Below are 18,756 nucleotides of genomic sequence, written 5' to 3'. Positions count from 1 at the left end.
CGCAAAATTGGGACGGCGGGCGGGGCGATGACCGCAGGTCGAGCGGCGCTCGAACGGCCCATCATTCCGCCGCGACCTTGTGTTGCGCGACCGACACAACCGGCGCATCAACGATCTCAAGCGTTGCAGAAATCGACCCCTTGCGCCCATCCTCATAGGTCACTTCGGTTTTCGTCGAAACGCTGGAAGACCCATCATAAAGCGCGGCGATAATGTCGTGGAATTTGTCCTCGACAAAGCCACGCCGCACCTTGCGGGTCCGGGTCATCTCGCCATCATCGGCATCCAGTTCCTTGTGCAAAACCACAAAGCGATGCACCTGACAGCCCGACAACATCTCATCCGCCGCGACCGACTTGTTCACCTCTTCCACGTGGGATTTGATCGTCTCTAACACACGCGGATGACCCGCCAGTTCCTGGTAGGACGCATATGCCACGTTGTTGCGCTCGGCCCAGTTCCCCACCGCCGTCAGGTCGATATTGATGAAGGCCACGCAGCGATCCTTGCCATTGCCGAACAGCACGACCTCAAGAATATCAGGATAGAACTTCAGTTTGTTCTCGACATATTTCGGCGCAAACATCGACCCATCAGCCATCTTGCCCACGTCCTTGGCGCGGTCAATGATGCGTAGATGGCCCGAGTTCTCCTCGATGAACCCGGCATCCCCCGTCGCCACCCAGCCCTCGGCATCCTTGGTCGAGGCGGTGGAATCGGGATTATTGTAATACTCGACAAACACACCGGGCGAGCGGTAGTGGATCTCGCCACTGTCGTCGATTTTCAACTCGACCGCAGGGGCCGGAACACCGACCGTATCTGCCCGCACCTCGCCATCCGGCTGTTGCGTGATAAAGACAGTCGCTTCGGTCTGACCATAGAGCTGTTTCAGGTTGATGCCCAAAGAGCGATAGAAATCAAAGATTTCCGGCCCGATGGCCTCACCCGCCGTGTAGCCTACGCGGAACCGTCCGTACCCAAGCGTATCCTTCAACGGGCCGTAAACCAGCATATTGCCCAGCGCGTATTTCAGCTTGTCGCCAAAGCCCACCGGCTTGCCGTCCAGCAACAAACCACCGACCTTCTTGGCATGGGCCATGAAGTAATGGAACATGCGCTGCTTCAGCTTGCCCGCATCCTCCATCCGGATCATCACGTTGGTCAGCTGGGTTTCGAACACGCGCGGCGGAGCAAAGAAATAAGTCGGCCCGATTTCGCGCAGGTCCGTCATCATTGTGTCGGCGCTCTCGGGACAGTTCACGCAGAACCCACACCAATAGGCCTGACCGATCGAGAAGATGAAATCTCCCACCCAGGCCATGGGCAGATAAGAGAGAATATCCTCATCTCGAGTCAGATGATCGAATTCAGCCGAGTTCTTTGCGCTTTCAATGACATTCCGGTTCGACAGCACCACGCCTTTGGGCTTACCCGTCGTACCCGAGGTATAAAGCATCACGCAGGTATCGTCATAGGTGATCGCTGCGATGCGCTTGTCCAACTCGGCATCGAACCGCGCATGCCCAGCGCTACCTTCGGCCATAATGTCCTCAAGCGCGTTCATCTGGGAGTGGTCATACTTCCGCATCCCGCGCTTATCGGTATAGAGGATGTGTTTGACCTGATGCAGGTTTTCCTGAATCTCGACGACCTTGTCGACCTGCTCCTGATCGCCACAGACGACATATTTCGCGCCGCAGTGTTCTAGCACATAGGCCATCTCTTCAGCGACCGAGTCCTGATACAGAGGCACCGGAACCGCGCCCACCATCTGCGCGGCCACCATTGACCAGTAATGCGCCGGGCGGTTGCGGCCTATGACAGCAATGTGGTCGCCTTTTTCAACGCCCAACTCCAGAAAACCCAGCGCGATGGCGCGGATTTCCTTGGCCGCTTCTGCCCAGGTCCAGCATTGCCAGATCCCGAATTCCTTTTCCCGATAGGCCGGGGCATCCCCGAACTGGGTCGCATTGCGGTGTAACAGCGCCGGAAGGGACTGCATCCCTTCAGCGCCCGACTGCGTCTGAGCCAATCTTTCTCTCCTCCCCATCCGACCCCTCCCTGGGCCGGAACCGACAGGCCGGGACCACGCCCCGAATGCCGATGCCCCGATAAGGGACGCACGAAAGATCGACGTCAAGTTTTGCCTGATGTTTTCTCAATTCTTACGAATTGTAACAGGAGTGCACCGCAAACCGTCCCTGCCCTAAAGCCTCTTCTTTTCAAGACGTGTCCGCGATGCTATGGGGGCTGTCACACACTCTGGCGATGGCGTCGCCGGGCGCTAGCCGTGTTCACCCCACATCCTGTACGCCGGGACTTTCAATCACGGGATTGAGGGCCCCGCCCCGATCTCTGCCATTGCAGGAGGCACTCATGGCCTGGTCGCCAGACAAAACCGAAGTCAAAAGCTGGAACGAATGGGACACCCTGCGCCACGTCATCGTGGGCCGCGCAGATGATTGCCACATTCCGCCCGAAGAACCCGCGCTGGACGCCAAGGTGCCCGAGGACAGCGACATGCGTGGCCAATGGGGCCGCCGCCCTCAGGAAACGATCGACCGGGCCAACGAGTTGCTCGATAACTTCGCCGATCAACTTCGCAACCGCGGTATTCGTGTGGATCGTCCGACGTCGATTGATCATTCGAAACCGGCCACCACGCCGGATTTTCACACCGACAGCCAGTTTGGCTGTATGCCGCCGCGCGATGTGCTGTTGACCGTCGGGCATGAAATCCTCGAAGCAACGATGTCCTATCGCTGCCGCTGGTTCGAATACCTGAACTATCGCCCCCTGATGCAACAGTATTGGGATGAAGACCCCAATTTCCGGCACGAGGCCGCGCCCAAGCCGCGCCTGACCGATGCGGACTACCATCCCGATTATCTGAGCGACAAGATCGGCGTCGAAAAGCGCCTGCAATGGGCGGCTGAGAAGTTCTTTGTCACCACCGAGGAAGAGCCGCTGTTTGATGCCGCCGACGTACTGCGTTTTGGCCGCGATCTTGTGGTGCAGCACGGGTTTACAACGAACCTCAAGGGCATCGAATGGCTACGCCGTCACTTCCCCGATCACCGCGTCCACACGGTGAACTTCCCCGGCGATCCCTACCCGATCCATATCGACGCGACGTTCACGCCGCTGCGACCCGGCTTAATCCTCAACAACCCGCAGCGCCGCCTGCCCGAAGATCAGCGCGGCATGTTCGAGAAAAACGGGTGGGAGATCGTGGACGCCGCCCAACCGGCCCACAACACGCCGCCGCCGCTCTGCTATTCCTCGACCTGGCTATCGATGAACGTGCTGGTGCTGGACCCGAAAACCGTCTGTGTCGAGAAGTCCGAGGTCTATCAGGCCGAGCAGATGGACAAGCTGGGCATGGAAGTGGTCGAAGTCGAGCTGCGCGACGCCTACGCCTTTGGCGGCGGTCTGCATTGCTGTACCGCGGATGTGTATCGGGACGGGGAGTGCGAGGATTACTTTCCGAATATGTAGGGTGTTCGGTTTGAAAACAGGGTGCCCGGTTATGCTCGGGCATCAGCATCCTGTCTCAAAAGACGATGCTGCGCTGGTACTCTGAGAGTGTTCGCTTCGAGCCCCAATGTCTGAATTGCCTCCGCTTTGGTAACGCTCAGCGATGCCGCCCCACTTCCGTACGAGCAGATGCAATGCTAGCGTCACTGCCAGTAATTGGGGGGATCACTTTATGGGAATGGAATACGACGACGCCGCAGCGGAGCGATTAGAGGCGGTGTACCTTGGGCCGGACGTAGTTTCTCAAAGAGTAGACACCCTTCAAAGGATTTCGGTTCAAAAGGGCGAGCGGGTCCTGGATATTGGAAGCGGCCCCGGCTTTCTCGCGGCTCAAATTGCGGATCAAACAGGACCCGATGGTGAAGTTGTAGGCATCGACATTTCGGAACAGATGGTAGACCGCGCAACGAAACGAATTGAGCATGACTGGCTAAGCTATCGTTGCGCCGATGCGACCGAACTCCCATTTAAAGACAGCTATTTCGATGTGGTCGTTAGCACCCAGGTTGCTGAATATGTGCCTGATGTAGCGAAGTTTTGCAGCGAGGTTTTTCGTGTTCTCAAACCCGGCGGACGTGCTCTGATCCTTGCCACAGACTGGGAAGGTGTCTGTTGGCACAGTGAGTATCCGGATCGAATGGACAAGGTGCTCAAGGCTTTTGCACCGCATTGCGCGGACAGCAAACTTCCGCGAACGCTTGGCGCGCACCTTCGAAACACGGGTTTGATCGTCAATGAGGTGAGCTATTTCTCCATCATAAATACGGACAGGTATGATGGTTGCTATGGCGAAATGATTGTGCCCTTCATTGTGGCCTACGTGAACGGGCAAAAAACTGTTCCAGATGATGAGCTGCAGGCCTGGGCAGAGGAGCAAGCCTCACTTAATGCAAGAGGAGAACACTTCTTCTCGACTGGCCGGTTTAGTTTCTCTGTCAGGAAAACTTCCGAAACCTGAAGCGGCCGTTGGCGCAGCCGCAGCGAAAGCCCGCTCCGTCCCGCGGACCGGACAAATGAACACAGCGTTGATACCAACCCACAATTACAACCATTCCCGCAAAATCGGGATCAGTGGTACATCCGCCGCAGGCATCGGATAAGTCCGCAGATCGTTCGCGCGCACCCATTTCAAAGCCTGACCCTCCTTAGACTGCGGAATCCCCTCCCATTTGCGGCACGCAAACAGAGGCATCAGCAGATGGAAATCGTCATAGCTGTGGCTGGCGAAGGTCAGCGGCGCGAGGCAGGAGGCCCAGGTGTTGATGCCCAGCTCCTCTTCCAACTCACGGATCAGCGCGGCCTCGGGGGTTTCGCCAAGTTCGATTTTGCCGCCGGGGAATTCCCACAGACCGGCCATGGATTTGCCCGCGGGGCGTTGGGCCAGCAGGACGCGGCCTTCAATGTCGATCAGGGCGACAGCGGATACCAGAACCGTTTTCACGAGCGATAATCCGCGTTGATCTCGATATAGCCATGGGTCAGGTCGCAGGTCCAAACGGTGGATTGCCCCTCGCCCAAGCCCAGATCGACAGCGATCACAAGGTCCTGACCTTTCATATAAGCGGCGGCGTCTTCCTCGCGATATTCGGGACTAACCCAGCCTTTTTCGGCCACCAGGATATCTCCGAACGAGATACTCAGGCGGTCGCGGTCGGCAGCGGCACCGGATTTGCCGATGGCCATGACCACGCGACCCCAGTTTGGGTCCTCACCCGCAATGGCAGTTTTGACAAGCGGGGAATTGGCGATGGCTAGCCCGTGGGTCTTGGCGTCGGCATCGTTGGCCGCGCCGGTCACGCGGATCTCCACGAATTTCGTGGCCCCTTCGCCGTCGCGCACCACTTGCTGCGCGAGGTCCAGCATCACCGCTTCAAGCGCTTGGGCAAATGCTTCGTTTCCAGTGGCATCAACGCCCGAGGCACCCGTAGCGCATAACAGCAGGCTATCCGAGGTCGAGGTATCGCTGTCCACAGTAATGCAGTTGAACGTCCGGTCCGTCTGCGCGCCCAGCATCGCTTGCAGCACGGATTGGTCCACCTGCGCATCGGTGAAGATGTAGACCAGCATCGTCGCCATATCCGGCGCGATCATGCCCGATCCCTTGGCGACCCCTGCAATAGAGACTGTTTTGCCATCAATTTCGACCTGCGCACTCGCCCCCTTCGGGAAGGTATCGGTGGTCATGATCGCACGCGCCGCATCTTCGATTGCGTGGCGGCTGAGGCCTGATTTCAACGCCTCAAGCTGCACAACGATCTTGTCATGCGGCAGCGGCTCACCAATCACGCCAGTGGAGGAGGTAAAGACGCGCTCAACTGATACTCCGGTCGCTTTGGACACGGCCTGCGTGACTTCGGCCACCGAGGTCTGGCCGTAGTGACCAGTGAAGGCATTGGCGTTGCCCGAATTCACCAAGATCGCCGCCGGGCCATCGCTGGGCCCGCCGATCTTGTCCTGACAATCCAGCACAGGCGCGGCGCGGGTGGCGGATCGGGTGAAAACCCCGGCGACCGAGGTGCCGGGGTCCAGAACAGCCAGCATGACGTCCGTCCGACCCTGATACCGCACCCCGGCTTCAACGGTGGCGAACCGCACACCGTCGATTGCGGGCAGGTCAGGGAATCCGGCGGGGGCCAGCGGCGAAACCTTGGTGATCGTGGCCACGCAGATTACTCCTGAATCAGGTCCAGCTGGCGGATGATCTCGGGGCCTGCCCCTTCCAACGGCGAGCGTTCGATCTGCGCCTGCTGGGTCAGTTCATCGATACGCGCCTGAATCGCGTCCTGCTGAAGGGTCTGAGTAAGCTCATCGCGAACCGCCTCAAGTGCGGGGGCTTCGGATTTGCGTTTGTCGTTCAGGATCACCAGATGCCAGCCGAACTGGGTTTGAACGGGGTCCGAGATCTGGCCCTTTTCCAGACCAACGACAGCGTTTTCGAATTCTGGCACCATCTGACCCTTGCCGAACCAACCCAGCGATCCGCCATTGGGACCGGACGGACCGGTGGAATGCTCGCGCGCCATCTCCGCAAAATCTGCGCCATCATCCAACTGTGCTTTGATCACCTTGGCCTCGTCTTCGCTTTCAACCAGAATGTGGCTGGCGTCGAACTCGTCTTCACCTTCGAACTCGGCATATTGCGCGTCATAGGCGGCCTGAATGGCTTCATCCGTTACAACCGAGTCGGTCAGAGCACCTACCGTCTGCACTGCCAGCAAGGACCGCTTTTCGTTGTCCAGAGTCAGCGCGTTCTGCGACGTCAGCTCTTGTTGCTGTTGGCCCAGCAACTGTTGCTGAATCAGCTGTTCCAGCACGAAGTCAAACAGAACGTCGTCTTCGATCTGCGTGTATTGTGGCGGCAGCACTGCGACAGTGGCGATGATGTGACCCAATGTGATCTCATCGCCATTAACCCGTGCCATTACAGTGCTGGCGTCAGACTTGGTTTCGGCGGCCAACGGCAGCGCCATCACGGCAGTCAAAGCCAGCGATGGCAGAAAAGTGAGGCCTTTGGGCATGGAATCATCCTATTTCTTTGCCGCGACAGGGCGCGGCGTTGACACTTCAGAACCTGCCGCTTACATCGCTTTGAAGCCTTGGACAGGGCCGCCTTTCACCCCCCGTATCTATGGGTTGCGCGCAAGGTGGGCAAGCCTGTCGCAACCAAGACAAGAACAGATCCGCTGGAGTGAACATGCTGGGATTCGGAACGCTCGCCAAAAAGGTCTTCGGAACGCCGAACGACCGCAAGATCAAGGCGACCCGCCCGCTGGTCGAAAAGATCAATGCGCTGGAGCCCGAGTTCGAACAACTCTCTGACGATGGTCTGAAGGAAAAGACTGAGGAATTGCGCAAACGCGCGCTCGAGGGCGAAAGCCTGGATGCGCTGCTGCCCGAAGCCTTTGCCAATGTTCGTGAAGGGGCGCGGCGCGCGCTGGGTCTGCGTGCCTTTGACGTGCAGTTGATGGGCGGCGCCTTCCTGCATCAGGGCAATATCTCGGAAATGAAAACGGGTGAGGGCAAGACGCTTGTCGCCACCTTCCCCGCCTATCTAAACGCGTTGACCGGTAAGGGTGTGCATGTCGTTACCGTGAACGAATACCTGGCCAAGCGGGATGCGGAATGGATGGGCAAGGTGTTTGCCGCCCTCGGCATGACGACCGGTGTGATCTGGTCAGGCCAGCCCGATGCGGACAAGAAAGCCGCCTATGCCTGCGATGTGACCTACGCCACCAATAACGAACTGGGTTTCGACTATCTGCGCGACAACATGAAGGCCGATCTGGGTGAGATTTATCAAAAGCACCACAATTTCGCGATTGTGGATGAAGTCGATTCGATCCTGATTGATGAGGCGCGGACACCGCTGATCATCTCGGGGCCGTCGCAGGATCGCTCGGACCTTTATACCGCGATTGACGCCCTGATCCCGTCGTTGAGCGATGAGCATTTCACGCTGGACGAAAAGTCCCGCAACGTGACCTTCACCGATGAAGGTAACGAATTCCTGGAACAGCAACTGATCGAGGCAGGTCTGATCCCCGAAGGGCATTCCCTGTATGATCCTGAAAGCACGACAGTGGTGCACCACGTGAACCAGGGCCTGCGCGCGCATAAGCTGTTCCAGCGCGACAAGGATTACATCGTCCGCGATGGCAATGTCGTTCTGATCGACGAATTCACCGGCCGGATGATGCCGGGTCGCCGCCTGTCAGAAGGTCTGCACCAGGCCATCGAAGCCAAGGAAGGTGCACCGATCCAGCCCGAAAACGTGACGCTGGCCAGTGTGACCTTCCAGAACTACTTTCGCCTGTATGGCAAGCTGGGCGGCATGACCGGTACAGCGCTGACCGAGGCTGAGGAATTCGCTGAAATCTACGGTTTGGGCGTGGTCGAAGTGCCGACCAACAAGCCAATTGCACGTCTGGATGAAGACGATCAGGTCTATCGCACCGCAATGGAGAAATACGGCGCGATCATCAAAGAAGCGAAAGAGGCCAGCGCAAAAGGCCAACCAGTTCTGATTGGCACCACTTCGATTGAGAAATCCGAAGTTCTTAGCCAGATGCTGAGTAAGGAAAAGATCGAACACAACGTTCTGAACGCCCGCCAGCACGAGCAAGAAGCGCAGATCGTGGCAGATGCGGGTCGCTATGGGGCGGTGACCATCGCCACCAACATGGCCGGTCGCGGCACCGACATTCAGCTGGGCGGCAATGTGGAAATGAAGGTTCTGCAGGCACTGGCCGAGAACCCCGAAGCCGACCCGGCCGAATTGCGAACGGCAGAAGAGGCCAAGCACGCAGAAGAAAAACAAAAGGTTCTGGATGCTGGCGGTCTGTATGTTATGGCGTCCGAGCGCCACGAAAGCCGCCGCATCGACAACCAGCTGCGTGGTCGTTCAGGCCGTCAGGGTGACCCGGGCCGCACCGTGTTCTACCTCAGCCTCGAAGACGATCTGATGCGCATCTTCGGCTCAGAACGGCTGGACAAGGTGCTGACCACATTGGGCATGAAAGAAGGCGAAGCCATCATTCACCCCTGGGTCAACAAATCTCTGGAGCGCGCGCAATCCAAAGTCGAAGGCCGCAACTTTGACATGCGCAAAAACGTTCTGAAATTCGACGATGTGATGAACGACCAGCGGAAGGTGGTCTTTAGCCAACGGCGCGAGATCATGTCGGCAGACGACCTGTCCGAGATCGTCTCGGATATGCGCGAGCAGGTGATCGACGATCTGATCGACGAATACATGCCGCCGAAATCCTATGCGGATCAGTGGGATACTGAAGGTCTACATGAGGCAATCAAAGACAAGCTGACCATCGACGCACCAGTTCAGGACTGGGCCGCCGAAGAAGGCGTTGATGACGAGCAGGTGCGTGAACGCCTGATCAAGTCCGCCGACGAGATGATGGCGCAGAAGGCCGTTGCCTTTGGCCCCGAAAACATGCGCAACATCGAAAAGCAGGTGCTACTGCAAACCATCGACAGCAAGTGGCGCGAGCATCTGCTGACGCTGGAACATCTGCGCTCGGTCGTTGGGTTCCGGGGCTACGCACAGCGCGATCCGCTGAACGAATACAAAACCGAAAGTTTCCAACTGTTCGAAGGCATGTTGGACAGCCTGCGCGAAACCGTGACACAGCAGCTGTCACGCGTTCGTCCACTGACCGAGGAAGAGCAGAAAGAGATGCTGGCGCAGATGGCGGCACAGCAGGCTCAGACGCAAGCTGCGGTGGATCAGGCAACCGATCGGGCCGAGGCCAAAGCCGAAGCTGCCGCGTCAGGTGACGCGCTGCCGGGATTTGACGAAACCGATCCGTCGACCTGGGGTAACCCGTCGCGAAACGACCCTTGCCCCTGCGGATCTGGCAAGAAGTTCAAACATTGCCATGGCAGGTTAACCTAACGTCATCGACATCCTGATCACAATGAGTCCGTTTCGAGGACACAAATAAGCCTCGATTCAGGATCAGTGTGCGACTCGCTCCTTCAACTGGGGAGGGTGTCTTGTTTGTTGTAAGAAACTACGTGACCATGTGCGGCACAATCGCCTGTGCCCTGGGCATTGGTTACTTGATGCAATATGGAACAGCTGCGCAACCAAGCGATGCGCAGAACCAAATTGCTGCGGCTACGCAAACAAATCAAACGTCGGTTCTGGCAGGGTTGGATAGCATCGTGCTGACCTCAGCCTCAGCAACCGCATCTGGCGCTGACGACGCTGTTGTTGCGCCCAAAACCACCCGTGTCGAACCCCGACAGAAGCCCACACAGAAATCCTGTAACCTAAGCGCCCGCGCTGTTGCCGTGCCCGGCGCGCAGGCCCGCCTGACCATCAAATCTCCGTGTCGCGGCAATGAGCGGATCAGCATTCACCACAGCGGCCTGACCCTGACGCAAGTCACCGATCAGAACGGCACGCTCAGGGTAACCATCCCGGCGCTGTCTGAATATGCGATCTTTCTGATCTCATTCCCGGATCAAACTGGGACCGTCGCCACGACCCATGTCCCTGATCTGAAAGACTATGATCGTGTGGCACTGCAGTGGAAGGGCGACAAAGCGTTGCAAATTCACGCACTGGAATTCGGCGCCAGCTATGGTGGCGATGGTCACGTCTGGTCGAACAGCGCCACAGCAGGCGCTGGCAGTGTTGTCAGCCTAGGCCATTCAGGACTGACAGACGCCCAAAATATCGAAGTATATTCGTTCCCGGCGGGCCAGTCCCAGCAAACGGGAACCATCGACCTGACCGTCGAAGCGGAAGTGACCGAAAACAATTGCGGTCACACCTTGAACGTTCAGTCCATCGAGCTGCGGGCCAACACAGGCCTACGGTCACGTGATCTGAGCGTGGCCGTACCGGACTGCTCGCAATTGGGCGAGTTTCTGGTGTTGAATAATCTGCTCCAAGACCTGACAATCGCGGCAAAGTAACCCGCAGACAGGCTCGACTCTCTGATGACATTTTTCCGTGTGGCAGTGGCCGCGCTGATCTCAGCAACACTTGGAACAAGTGCTGTGGCGCAGGACATCACCCTCACTTCGCATGACGGCCAGGTCGAGATCACGGGCGACCTGCTGGGTTTTGATGGCGAATTCTACCGCGTCGACACACAATTCGGAGAGCTGACAGTCGACGGCTCGGGCGTCACCTGTGATGGCCCCGCCTGCCCGAATCTGACGGATTTCGTGGCCGAGGTCTGGTTTTCGGGCTCGTCGGTCATGGCCGAAACCGTTTTGCCCGCTCTGATCATTGGTTTCGCGCGGCAAGAGGGGCTGACCGCAACGCCGAAACGGGTGGATGAACGCAGCTTTGCCTATGAACTGTTTCAGTCGGGGCGAACGGCGCCACTTGCGCGATTGTTCTTTCGCGTCGGAAACACGGATCAGGGATTTTCCGATCTGATCGCAAATGATGCCGACATCGTCATGGCCCTGCGTGAAATCCGTGAGGCTGAACAGACCGCAGCCGCAGAGGCCGGGCTAGGCGACCTGACCCGCCCTCGCCGGTCGCGGGTGATTGCATTGGATGCCATGGTCCCGGTTGTTGCCCGGGACAACATTACCGGTCAGATTTCACCCGCCGATCTGGCACGTGTTCTGTCCGGTGAGGTCACAAACTGGGCGGATCTGGGTGGACCTGATGCGCCTATCGCGCTGCATATGCCGGATGCGGGATCGGGGCTCGCCCAAGCTGTCGAGGATCAGCTGTTGGCCCCGGCAGATGTGGAGCTGACTTCTGATGCCATACGCCACGGGCGCAACGGCGATCTGGTACAGGCCGTGGCGAAGGATTCCTTTGCGATTGGGATCGCCAGCCATGCCTCGGCCGATAACACGCGCGCTCTGCCGTTGACTGGTGGGTGCGGGCATGCGCTCGCCGCATCACGTGAAGCGATCAAGACCGAAGACTATCCGCTGACACTGCCGATGTTCCTCTACCTGCCGGAACGCCGCCTGCCGCGGATCGCACGTCAATTCCTGGCCTATAGCTTGGGCGCTGATGCCCAATTGGCCATCCGGCAGGCCGGATATGTCGATCAGACACCGGAAAGAACGCGAATTGGTTTGCAGGGCGACCGCCTGTCAAACGCCATTGTATCCGGCGGGGCCGAGGTTGGGCTGGAAGAGGTTCAGCGCATGGTCGATACACTACGTCCGATGGCGCGTTTGTCGCTGTCGGTTCGGTTCGAGCCCGGATCGTCCAGACCCGACGCCCAATCACGCTCGAACATTCAATATCTCGCGCAGGCGCTTGAGACCGGAACGCTGAACGCCCGCAAACTGCTGTTTGTCGGGTTCAGTGACGGGGATGGGCCTGCCAGCACCAATGCCCGCATCGCCCTGCGCCGTGCGCAAACCGTTCGGAACTCGGTTCTCGGGGCTGTTGAGACCGAGATACCCGAGAGTATCGAGATCGCGGTCGACGGGTTCGGTGAGGCGATGCCCATGGCCTGCGACGACACCGAATGGGGCCGCAAAGTCAACCGCCGCGTTGAAATCTGGGTCGAATGACACGCTAGAGGTATCCTTCGGACCGAAAACTCAGCTCGGTCGATTTGCCAATGATGAGATGGTCATGCAGGGTCAGGCCCAACGCGGTGCAGGCATCTTGAATGCGGTTTGTCATATCGATATCGGATTTCGACGGCGTCGGGTCGCCTGACGGGTGGTTATGCACCAGGATCAGGGCCGAAGCATTCAGCTCCAGTGCGCGCTTCGCCACCTCGCGCGGATAGACCGGTACGTGATCAACGGTGCCCTTGGCCTGCTCTTCATCCGCGATCAGTACGTTCTTGCGGTCCAGATAGAACACGCGGAACTGCTCGGTCTCACGATGGGCCATGGTGGTATGGCAATAGTCCAGCAGCGCGTCCCAGCCTGAGATCACATGCCGCTGCATCACCCGTGCGCGCGCCATACGGTGGGCGCAGGCCTCAAGGATTTTCAGGTCGGTGATCACTGTATCCCCAACACCCTTAATCTGCCGCAGCCGTTCTTCGGGCGCGGTCAGAACGCGGTTGAAATCGCCAAACGTATCCATCAGCGCGCGGGCCAGCGGCTTCACGTCTTGCCGGGGGATGGAGCGGAACAGGACCAGTTCCAACAGCTCATAATCCGGCATCGCGGCTGAACCGCCCGCCATGAACCGTTCGCGCAGCCGCTTGCGATGGTCTTTGATGTAGGAGGGTAACCGACCCGTCGGCAGCGGCTGCGCTGGCGCTTCGTCCGTATCGAAGAGCATGGGGGCTTCGGCAAAGGCGTCCTGTGTCATGATCTGACACTGGCGCAGAATCGGTTTCTGAATGGTTAACGCATCTCACCCGCCATACGCGCCGTGGCGCGTCGGACGACCATGTGTAGAACAATCGAGAACACGCCCAGCGTCAGCATTGCGGCAAACATCAGATCGGTTTTGGCGCGACCATTGGCCAGCAGCATCAGATAGCCCAAACCTTGTGACGACCCGACCCATTCGCCGATCACCGCCCCAATCGGCGCATAGACCGCCGCCAACCGCATCCCCGAGGCCAGCGAAGGAAAGGCCGCCGGGATTCGAATATACCAGAGTACAGATCGTCTGCTAGCCTGCATGGTCCGCGCAAGGTCCAGATAACCGGACGGGGTGCGCATTAACCCGTCAAAGAAAGACGAGGTGATCGGGAAATAGATGATGAGCACCGCCATCGCGACCTTAGACCAAAGGCCATAACCCAGCCACAGCGTAAGCAGCGGCGCCAGCGCAAAGACCGGCAGAGCCTGCGTGAACACCAGCATCGGCTGCACCAGCACCCGTGCGGCCCGCGAATTGGCCAGTTGCAGCGCGGTGACGACGCCTAGAACGGTACCCACCGCCAGGCCGATCACGACCTCAACCGCTGTGATCCAGGTATGTTCCGCAATCAACCATCGGTTCTGCCACCAGGTCTCGGCCACGACCGCAGGTCCGGGCAGGATGAATTTCGGCAGGCCGGTGATCGAGACAATGGCCTGCCAGATGGCTACGGCAAACACCGTCGCGGCTAGGGCAGAGAGGTATTTCATGACGCCTCTCTCAACAGTTTGAGCAGTGCGCCCTGGGTTTCCAGCGTCTCAAGGTCGTCCACATGGCGCGGTGCCGGGGCCTTGGGCGGAGCGCAGGGTGTCAGGCCATCCTGTGTCATGACGGTGATCGATTGGCCCAGACGTGCGGCCTCAGCCGGATCATGGGTAACCAGCAGAACGGTTCGCCCCTGCAACACCTCAGCGGCCAAATCCTGCATATCCGCACGGGTGCGGGCGTCGAGGGCCGAAAACGGCTCATCCAGCAGGACAATGGGGCGATCTTCCATCAACGTGCGGGCCAAAGCCACGCGCTGGCGTTGGCCGCCCGACAGTTCCGACGGTTTCTTGGTCATGTGATCTTGCAAGCGCATCCGTTCGATCAGACGGTCACGACGGTCCAGATTGGGCTTTTCGCCCCGCAACCGCGCGCCAAGCGAGACGTTTTGTGCCACATTCGCCCAAGGCAGCAGCAAATCGTCCTGCGCCATATAGGCGACACGATCCGGCACCGGCTGTCCGTCACCAGCAGTGATCTGGCCCGTGAAGACTGCCCCGGTCTCCAGCCCTGCAATCAGCCGCAGGACCGTGGTTTTACCAACGCCCGATCCGCCCAGCAGACACGTCCACGCCCCGGCCTCAAGGGTCAGGGTCAACGGCACAAACAAAGACGTGCCGTCGATGGTGGCTGTGCCGCTGATGGTCAGATCGGGCGCTGGCGTCATGGGGTCAGACCCATTTGCCAGAAATTGACTTCCAGCTGCGTTGCCATCTCAAAGGTCTTGCAGAGGTCCGCCCAAACCGGCAGCGCGGCATAGTTTGGGCCAAGCCGCCGAATCAAAGCGCCATCCATCAGCGCTCCGATGTCATGGCAATAGCTTTGATACTGCTCACCCGCATAAGTATCGATCCAGGGGCGATAGGTCTCGGATGTCGCCTCTTGCGCCAAACGCGAGCCGATCTCGGCATAGCCGATGACGCAGGGCAAAAGCGCCGCCAGCAGGTTCAGATAGTCGCCCGAATAGCCGGATTCGAGCACAAAGCGGGTATAGGCGAGGTTTTCGGGCCGCTCGGGTGTGGCGATCAACTCCTCTCGGGAAATGCCTTCGGCTTCGCAGACGCCGACATGCAGCATCATCTCTTCATGCATCAGACCGTTCACCGTGGCGGCGGCTACCTGCATTTCCTCATGCGTCTGTGCCTTGACCACGGCCAGCGCCCAAGCACGCGAGAAATGGGTGAGGAACACATAATCCTGTCGCAGATAATGCAAGAACGCATCACGCGGCAGCGTTCCATCCTTCAGGCCCTCGACAAAGGCGTGGCGGGTGTAGTCCCGCCACGGCCCCTGCGCCGCATCACGCATCAGCGTGAAGGCTTTGCCATAGTCGCTCATTGCGCGGTCACGTCGATGGTGATGTCGCCAACCGGGTTGATGCTGTCGATCATGCCGCTGTCTTTCAGGAACTGCTCGAACCGCGCATACCGACCCGCGTCAAAACCGGCAGGGCGCAAAGCAAAGCGGGGCAGTGTGTCAACCCAAGCACGCGCGTTCAGCTCATCCTGCAACTCTGGCGAAGTTGAGGCAAAAATTTCCCAGCTTTTTTCGGGATTGTTGACGATATACTGTGTCGCCTTTTCGGTCGCGGCCAGAAAACGCGCGATCATGTCCGCGTCCATGGTGTCAGGGTTGGCGACATAGATCAGCTCATCATAGGGCGGCACGCCTTCTTCCTCGATGTAAAAGCAGGTGCCGGGGACACCTTCGATATCCATTTGGTTCAGCTCGAAGTTGCGATACGCACCGATCACCGCATCCACCTGACCGGTCATCAGCGACGGAGACAGAGAGAAGTTCACGTTGATCAGTTCAACATCGTCCAGTGCTACGTCATATTTGCCCAGCACAGTGGTCAAAACCGCTTCTTCCACACCAGCGACCGAGAAGCCGATTTTCTTGCCTTTCAGGTCAGCAGGCGATTTGATCGGGCCGTCTTCCAGAACCAGCAGACAGTTCAGAGGGGTCGCGACCAGCGTACCAACACGCTTCAACGGCAGGCCCTCGTGGATCTGCAGGTGCAGTTGCGGCTGGTAGGATACGGCCAGTTCGGCCTGACCAGCGGCCACCAGACGCGGCGGGGCAGAGGGATCGGCGGGTGGAACGATCTCAACCTCGAGGCCCTGCTCGGCGAAATAGCCGTTTTCCTGCGCCACAATGATGGGGCCGTGATCGGGGTTTACGAACCAGTCCAGCAGGACAGTCATCTTGTCTTCGGCCCAAGCGGGCGCAGCGGCAAGCAGGGCAATAGCAGCGATCAGTTTCTTCATGTCTCGCGTTTCCTTTTCACTCACGAGGTTGAGGCCGCAACGAGGACAATCTCGCCCGGCCAATCCGGTTCAATCTGTTCAGCCGCACGCCAGGCTCGCAGACCAGTTGCACAGCACAAAGCCAATCGTTTTGCCTTGTTAGGCTCTGATTTCAGGTGTTCCACGCTTAGGCGACGTGCCAGGGGATGGTTGGGTTGAGGAGCTTCGTCTTCACTTCGAAGCTCAACAATCACATCGTCCGAAGACAGTTGTGTGGCAGCCACGAAGGCGAAGGATTGCTCAGGCTCGGGCGCCGTGTCAAAGCGGAAGCTGGAGCTTCGGAAGGTCTGGGCATCCACCTGCACCATCTGGCCAAGGGGCGACGGGTCGAGGCCGAGGATCAAAGCCAACGCCATCTGCGCCTGCATCGCGCCGATCATCCCCACAACCGGTCCCAGAACACCTGCCGTGGCACAGCTCGCTCCGCTGGTCGGGGCCTCGGGGAACACGGCCCGCAATGACGGCGCACCGCCGCAGAACGCACCCACATAGCCAGACAGACCCAGCACCGAGGCGCTGACCAATGGCTTGCCCAAGGTGAGGCATATATCCGACAGGGTGTAGCTGGCGGCATAGCTGTCCGCACAGTCGAGGATCAGATCGGCTTGCGAGACAAAACCAGCCGCATTTTGGCATGTTAGAGCCTGATGTACCGCCATGACGTCGATATCTGAATTCAAAGCACGACAACGATCGGCTGCAACTTCGACCTTTGAGCGTCCGCAATCGGCCTCGGTAAACAGCGTCTGTCGATGCAGGTTAGACAGGGCCACCTCATCCGCATCGAGGATCGTCAGATGGCCAACGCCTGCCCCGGCCAGCAAAGGCAGGACCGGAGCCGCCAATCCGCCCGCCCCGACAACCAGAACACGCGCCTTGGACAGGCGCGCCTGCCCTTCACCCCCAATCGCAGGCAGGATCATCTGGCGGGCGTAGCGGTTCATCTGGTAGCCTCGATCCACTGGCGCACCCGCGCCTCGGGGTCGGCGTTATGGGTAATGTCCGTAACGACCGAGACAATGTCGGCCCCTGCCTCAAGCACGCCGGGCGCGCGTTCGACGCTCATACCACCGATCCCGACCAGAGGGATATCGCCCACACGGGCCTTCCACTCGGTGACTCGCGGCAAGCCCTGCTGCTCCCACTTCATCTTTTTCAGGATCGTCGGATAGACCGGCCCCAGCGCGACATAGTCGGGGTCCATGGCCAGAACGCGCTCTAGCTCATTATCGTCATGGGTGGAAACGCCCAGCTTTAGGCCCGCTTTTCGGATCGCCTTGAGGTCGGCATCATCCAGATCTTCCTGCCCCAGATGGATCCAGTCGCAGCCAGCATCTATCGCAGCCTGCCAAAAATCGTTCACCACCAGAACCGCGCCATGCTGATTGCACAATTCGCGAGAGGTCGCGATCTCGGCCCGGACAACATCGTCCGGCTGATCCTTCATGCGCAGCTGGACCAGCTTTACACCCAAGGGCATCATCCGCCGCAGCCAGTCCGAGTGGTCAAAGATCGGGTAAAAACGGTCCAAGCTCATGACAGGAACGCCTTTCCAACAACGGGGGTTGAGGGTTCGGCCATGTCCCGCGCCTCGATCGGGTCGGCCTGATAGGCCAGCTGCCCGGCCTCAACCGCGCGCATCATCGCCTTTGCCATCAACGCCGGATCACCGGCGCGGGCGACGGCTGTGTTCAGCAAGACGGCATCATATCCCAGCTCCATCGCGTGGGCCGCATGGCTGGGCAGGCCGATCCCGGCATCAATCACCAGCGGCACATCCGGAAACTCGGCCCGCATTGCGCGCAGGGCGTATTCGTTGTTTAGCCCCCGGCCCGAACCGATTGGCGCACCCCAGGGCATCAGAACCTCGCACCCGGCCTCAAGCAGCCGCCCGCCTACGATCAAATCGTCGGTGGTGTACGGGAAGACCTCGAACCCGTCCTCGGTCAGGATGCGCGCGGCCTCGACCAGTTGAAAAACGTCCGGCTGCAGACTGTCGGTATGGCCGATCAGCTCCAGCTTGATCCACTTGGTCTCAAAGACCTCGCGGGCCATATGCGCGGTGGTCACCGCTTCTTTAACCGTATGACACCCGGCCGTGTTGGGCAGCACCAGCACGCCCAGATCGCGGATCATCTGCCAAAATGTCTGCCCGGCCCCCGCTTCCCGCCGCAGAGAGACTGTCGCCACACCCGCGCCGCTGTCGCGGAACGCCTTTTCAAGGATAGCAGGGCTGGGATATTGCGCGGTGCCCAGCATCAGCGGGTTGGGCAGAGCGACGCCATAGAAGCTTTTCAT

17 protein-coding genes are annotated in these 18,756 nt (G+C 59.1%); 5 read left to right on the top strand and 12 right to left on the bottom strand.

The genetic code is table 11. The annotated features are described in order from the left end of the window. Positions 1 to 61 precede the first annotated feature (61 nt). Complete coding sequence (locus ACR0DH_RS15725) at positions 62 to 2,005, bottom strand: AMP-binding protein (protein WP_480550576.1); 1,944 nt, start codon at positions 2,003 to 2,005, stop codon at positions 62 to 64. A 374-nt stretch (positions 2,006 to 2,379) separates the two neighbouring features. On the opposite strand from ACR0DH_RS15725, the gene ACR0DH_RS15720 reads away from it, so the two are divergent. Next, entirely contained in the window at positions 2,380 to 3,501 is a 1,122-nt protein-coding gene (locus tag ACR0DH_RS15720; RefSeq protein WP_480550534.1) for a serine/threonine protein kinase, read from the top strand. A 217-nt stretch (positions 3,502 to 3,718) separates the two neighbouring features. After that, positions 3,719 to 4,498: a class I SAM-dependent methyltransferase gene (locus ACR0DH_RS15715; protein WP_480550532.1), complete on the top strand. Its 780-nt coding sequence runs from the start codon at positions 3,719 to 3,721 to the stop codon at positions 4,496 to 4,498. 84 nt (positions 4,499 to 4,582) lie between these two features. On the opposite strand, the gene mutT is transcribed toward ACR0DH_RS15715, so the two are convergent. From mutT to ACR0DH_RS15700, 3 genes are read right to left on the bottom strand one after another with little or no spacing between them, the layout of a single operon-like run. After that, positions 4,583 to 4,981 carry an 8-oxo-dGTP diphosphatase MutT gene (gene mutT, locus ACR0DH_RS15710; RefSeq protein WP_480550531.1) on the bottom strand — a complete coding sequence of 133 codons (399 nt, stop codon included), beginning with the start codon at positions 4,979 to 4,981 and terminating at the stop codon, positions 4,583 to 4,585. Then, a complete protein-coding gene (gene argJ / locus ACR0DH_RS15705; RefSeq protein ID WP_480550529.1) occupies positions 4,978 to 6,204 on the bottom strand; it encodes a bifunctional glutamate N-acetyltransferase/amino-acid acetyltransferase ArgJ in 1,227 nt (408 codons plus the stop codon). Before argJ ends, mutT begins: the two co-directional genes overlap by 4 nt. A gap of 5 nt (positions 6,205 to 6,209) precedes the next feature. After that, positions 6,210 to 7,058 (bottom strand): peptidylprolyl isomerase, encoded by an 849-nt coding sequence (locus tag ACR0DH_RS15700; RefSeq protein WP_480543631.1) that lies wholly within the window; start codon positions 7,056 to 7,058, stop codon positions 6,210 to 6,212. Between the two features lie 176 nt (positions 7,059 to 7,234). Here ACR0DH_RS15700 and secA point away from each other — a divergent pair, with 176 nt between their 5' ends. From secA to ACR0DH_RS15685, 3 genes are all read left to right on the top strand, one after another. Beyond that, entirely contained in the window at positions 7,235 to 9,952 is a 2,718-nt protein-coding gene (gene secA, locus ACR0DH_RS15695) for a preprotein translocase subunit SecA (protein ID WP_480550527.1), read from the top strand. A 101-nt stretch (positions 9,953 to 10,053) separates the two neighbouring features. Further along, positions 10,054 to 10,983: a hypothetical protein gene (locus ACR0DH_RS15690; protein ID WP_480550525.1), complete on the top strand. Its 930-nt coding sequence runs from the start codon at positions 10,054 to 10,056 to the stop codon at positions 10,981 to 10,983. Positions 10,984 to 11,007: 24 nt separating this feature from the next. Further along, complete coding sequence (locus tag ACR0DH_RS15685; RefSeq protein ID WP_480550523.1) at positions 11,008 to 12,564, top strand: phosphate ABC transporter substrate-binding/OmpA family protein; 1,557 nt, start codon at positions 11,008 to 11,010, stop codon at positions 12,562 to 12,564. Between the two features lie 4 nt (positions 12,565 to 12,568). Here the strand turns inward: ACR0DH_RS15685 and radC are convergent, their stop codons facing one another. The 8 genes from radC to ACR0DH_RS15645 are packed head-to-tail and all read right to left on the bottom strand — an operon-like array spanning position 12,569 to position 18,756. Further along, entirely contained in the window at positions 12,569 to 13,324 is a 756-nt protein-coding gene (gene radC, locus ACR0DH_RS15680; protein ID WP_170534177.1) for a RadC family protein, read from the bottom strand. Between the two features lie 35 nt (positions 13,325 to 13,359). After that, positions 13,360 to 14,094: an ABC transporter permease gene (locus tag ACR0DH_RS15675; protein ID WP_480550521.1), complete on the bottom strand. Its 735-nt coding sequence runs from the start codon at positions 14,092 to 14,094 to the stop codon at positions 13,360 to 13,362. Next, on the bottom strand, positions 14,091 to 14,816 hold the full coding sequence (locus ACR0DH_RS15670; protein ID WP_480550519.1) for an ABC transporter ATP-binding protein: 726 nt from the start codon (positions 14,814 to 14,816) through the stop codon (positions 14,091 to 14,093). The genes ACR0DH_RS15675 and ACR0DH_RS15670 overlap by 4 nt, the downstream gene beginning before the upstream one ends. Further along, a complete protein-coding gene (gene tenA / locus ACR0DH_RS15665; RefSeq protein ID WP_480550517.1) occupies positions 14,813 to 15,487 on the bottom strand; it encodes a thiaminase II in 675 nt (224 codons plus the stop codon). Before tenA ends, ACR0DH_RS15670 begins: the two co-directional genes overlap by 4 nt. Further along, positions 15,484 to 16,419, bottom strand: a complete 936-nt coding sequence (locus tag ACR0DH_RS15660; RefSeq protein WP_480550515.1) for an ABC transporter substrate-binding protein — start codon at positions 16,417 to 16,419, stop codon at positions 15,484 to 15,486. Before ACR0DH_RS15660 ends, tenA begins: the two co-directional genes overlap by 4 nt. A gap of 20 nt (positions 16,420 to 16,439) precedes the next feature. After that, the gene (locus ACR0DH_RS15655; protein ID WP_480550513.1) at positions 16,440 to 17,402 is read right to left on the bottom strand and encodes a HesA/MoeB/ThiF family protein; all 963 of its coding nucleotides are present in this window, start codon (positions 17,400 to 17,402) and stop codon (positions 16,440 to 16,442) included. Beyond that, a complete protein-coding gene (locus tag ACR0DH_RS15650) occupies positions 17,399 to 17,995 on the bottom strand; it encodes a thiamine phosphate synthase (protein WP_480550511.1) in 597 nt (198 codons plus the stop codon). The genes ACR0DH_RS15655 and ACR0DH_RS15650 overlap by 4 nt, the downstream gene beginning before the upstream one ends. Further along, positions 17,992 to 18,756: a thiazole synthase gene (locus tag ACR0DH_RS15645; RefSeq protein ID WP_480550509.1), complete on the bottom strand. Its 765-nt coding sequence runs from the start codon at positions 18,754 to 18,756 to the stop codon at positions 17,992 to 17,994. Before ACR0DH_RS15645 ends, ACR0DH_RS15650 begins: the two co-directional genes overlap by 4 nt.

Source organism: Ruegeria sp. I1, assembly GCF_056532675.1.
The sequence above is the reverse complement of the archived record's forward strand: the minus strand, read 5'-3'. Positions and strand labels throughout refer to the sequence as shown.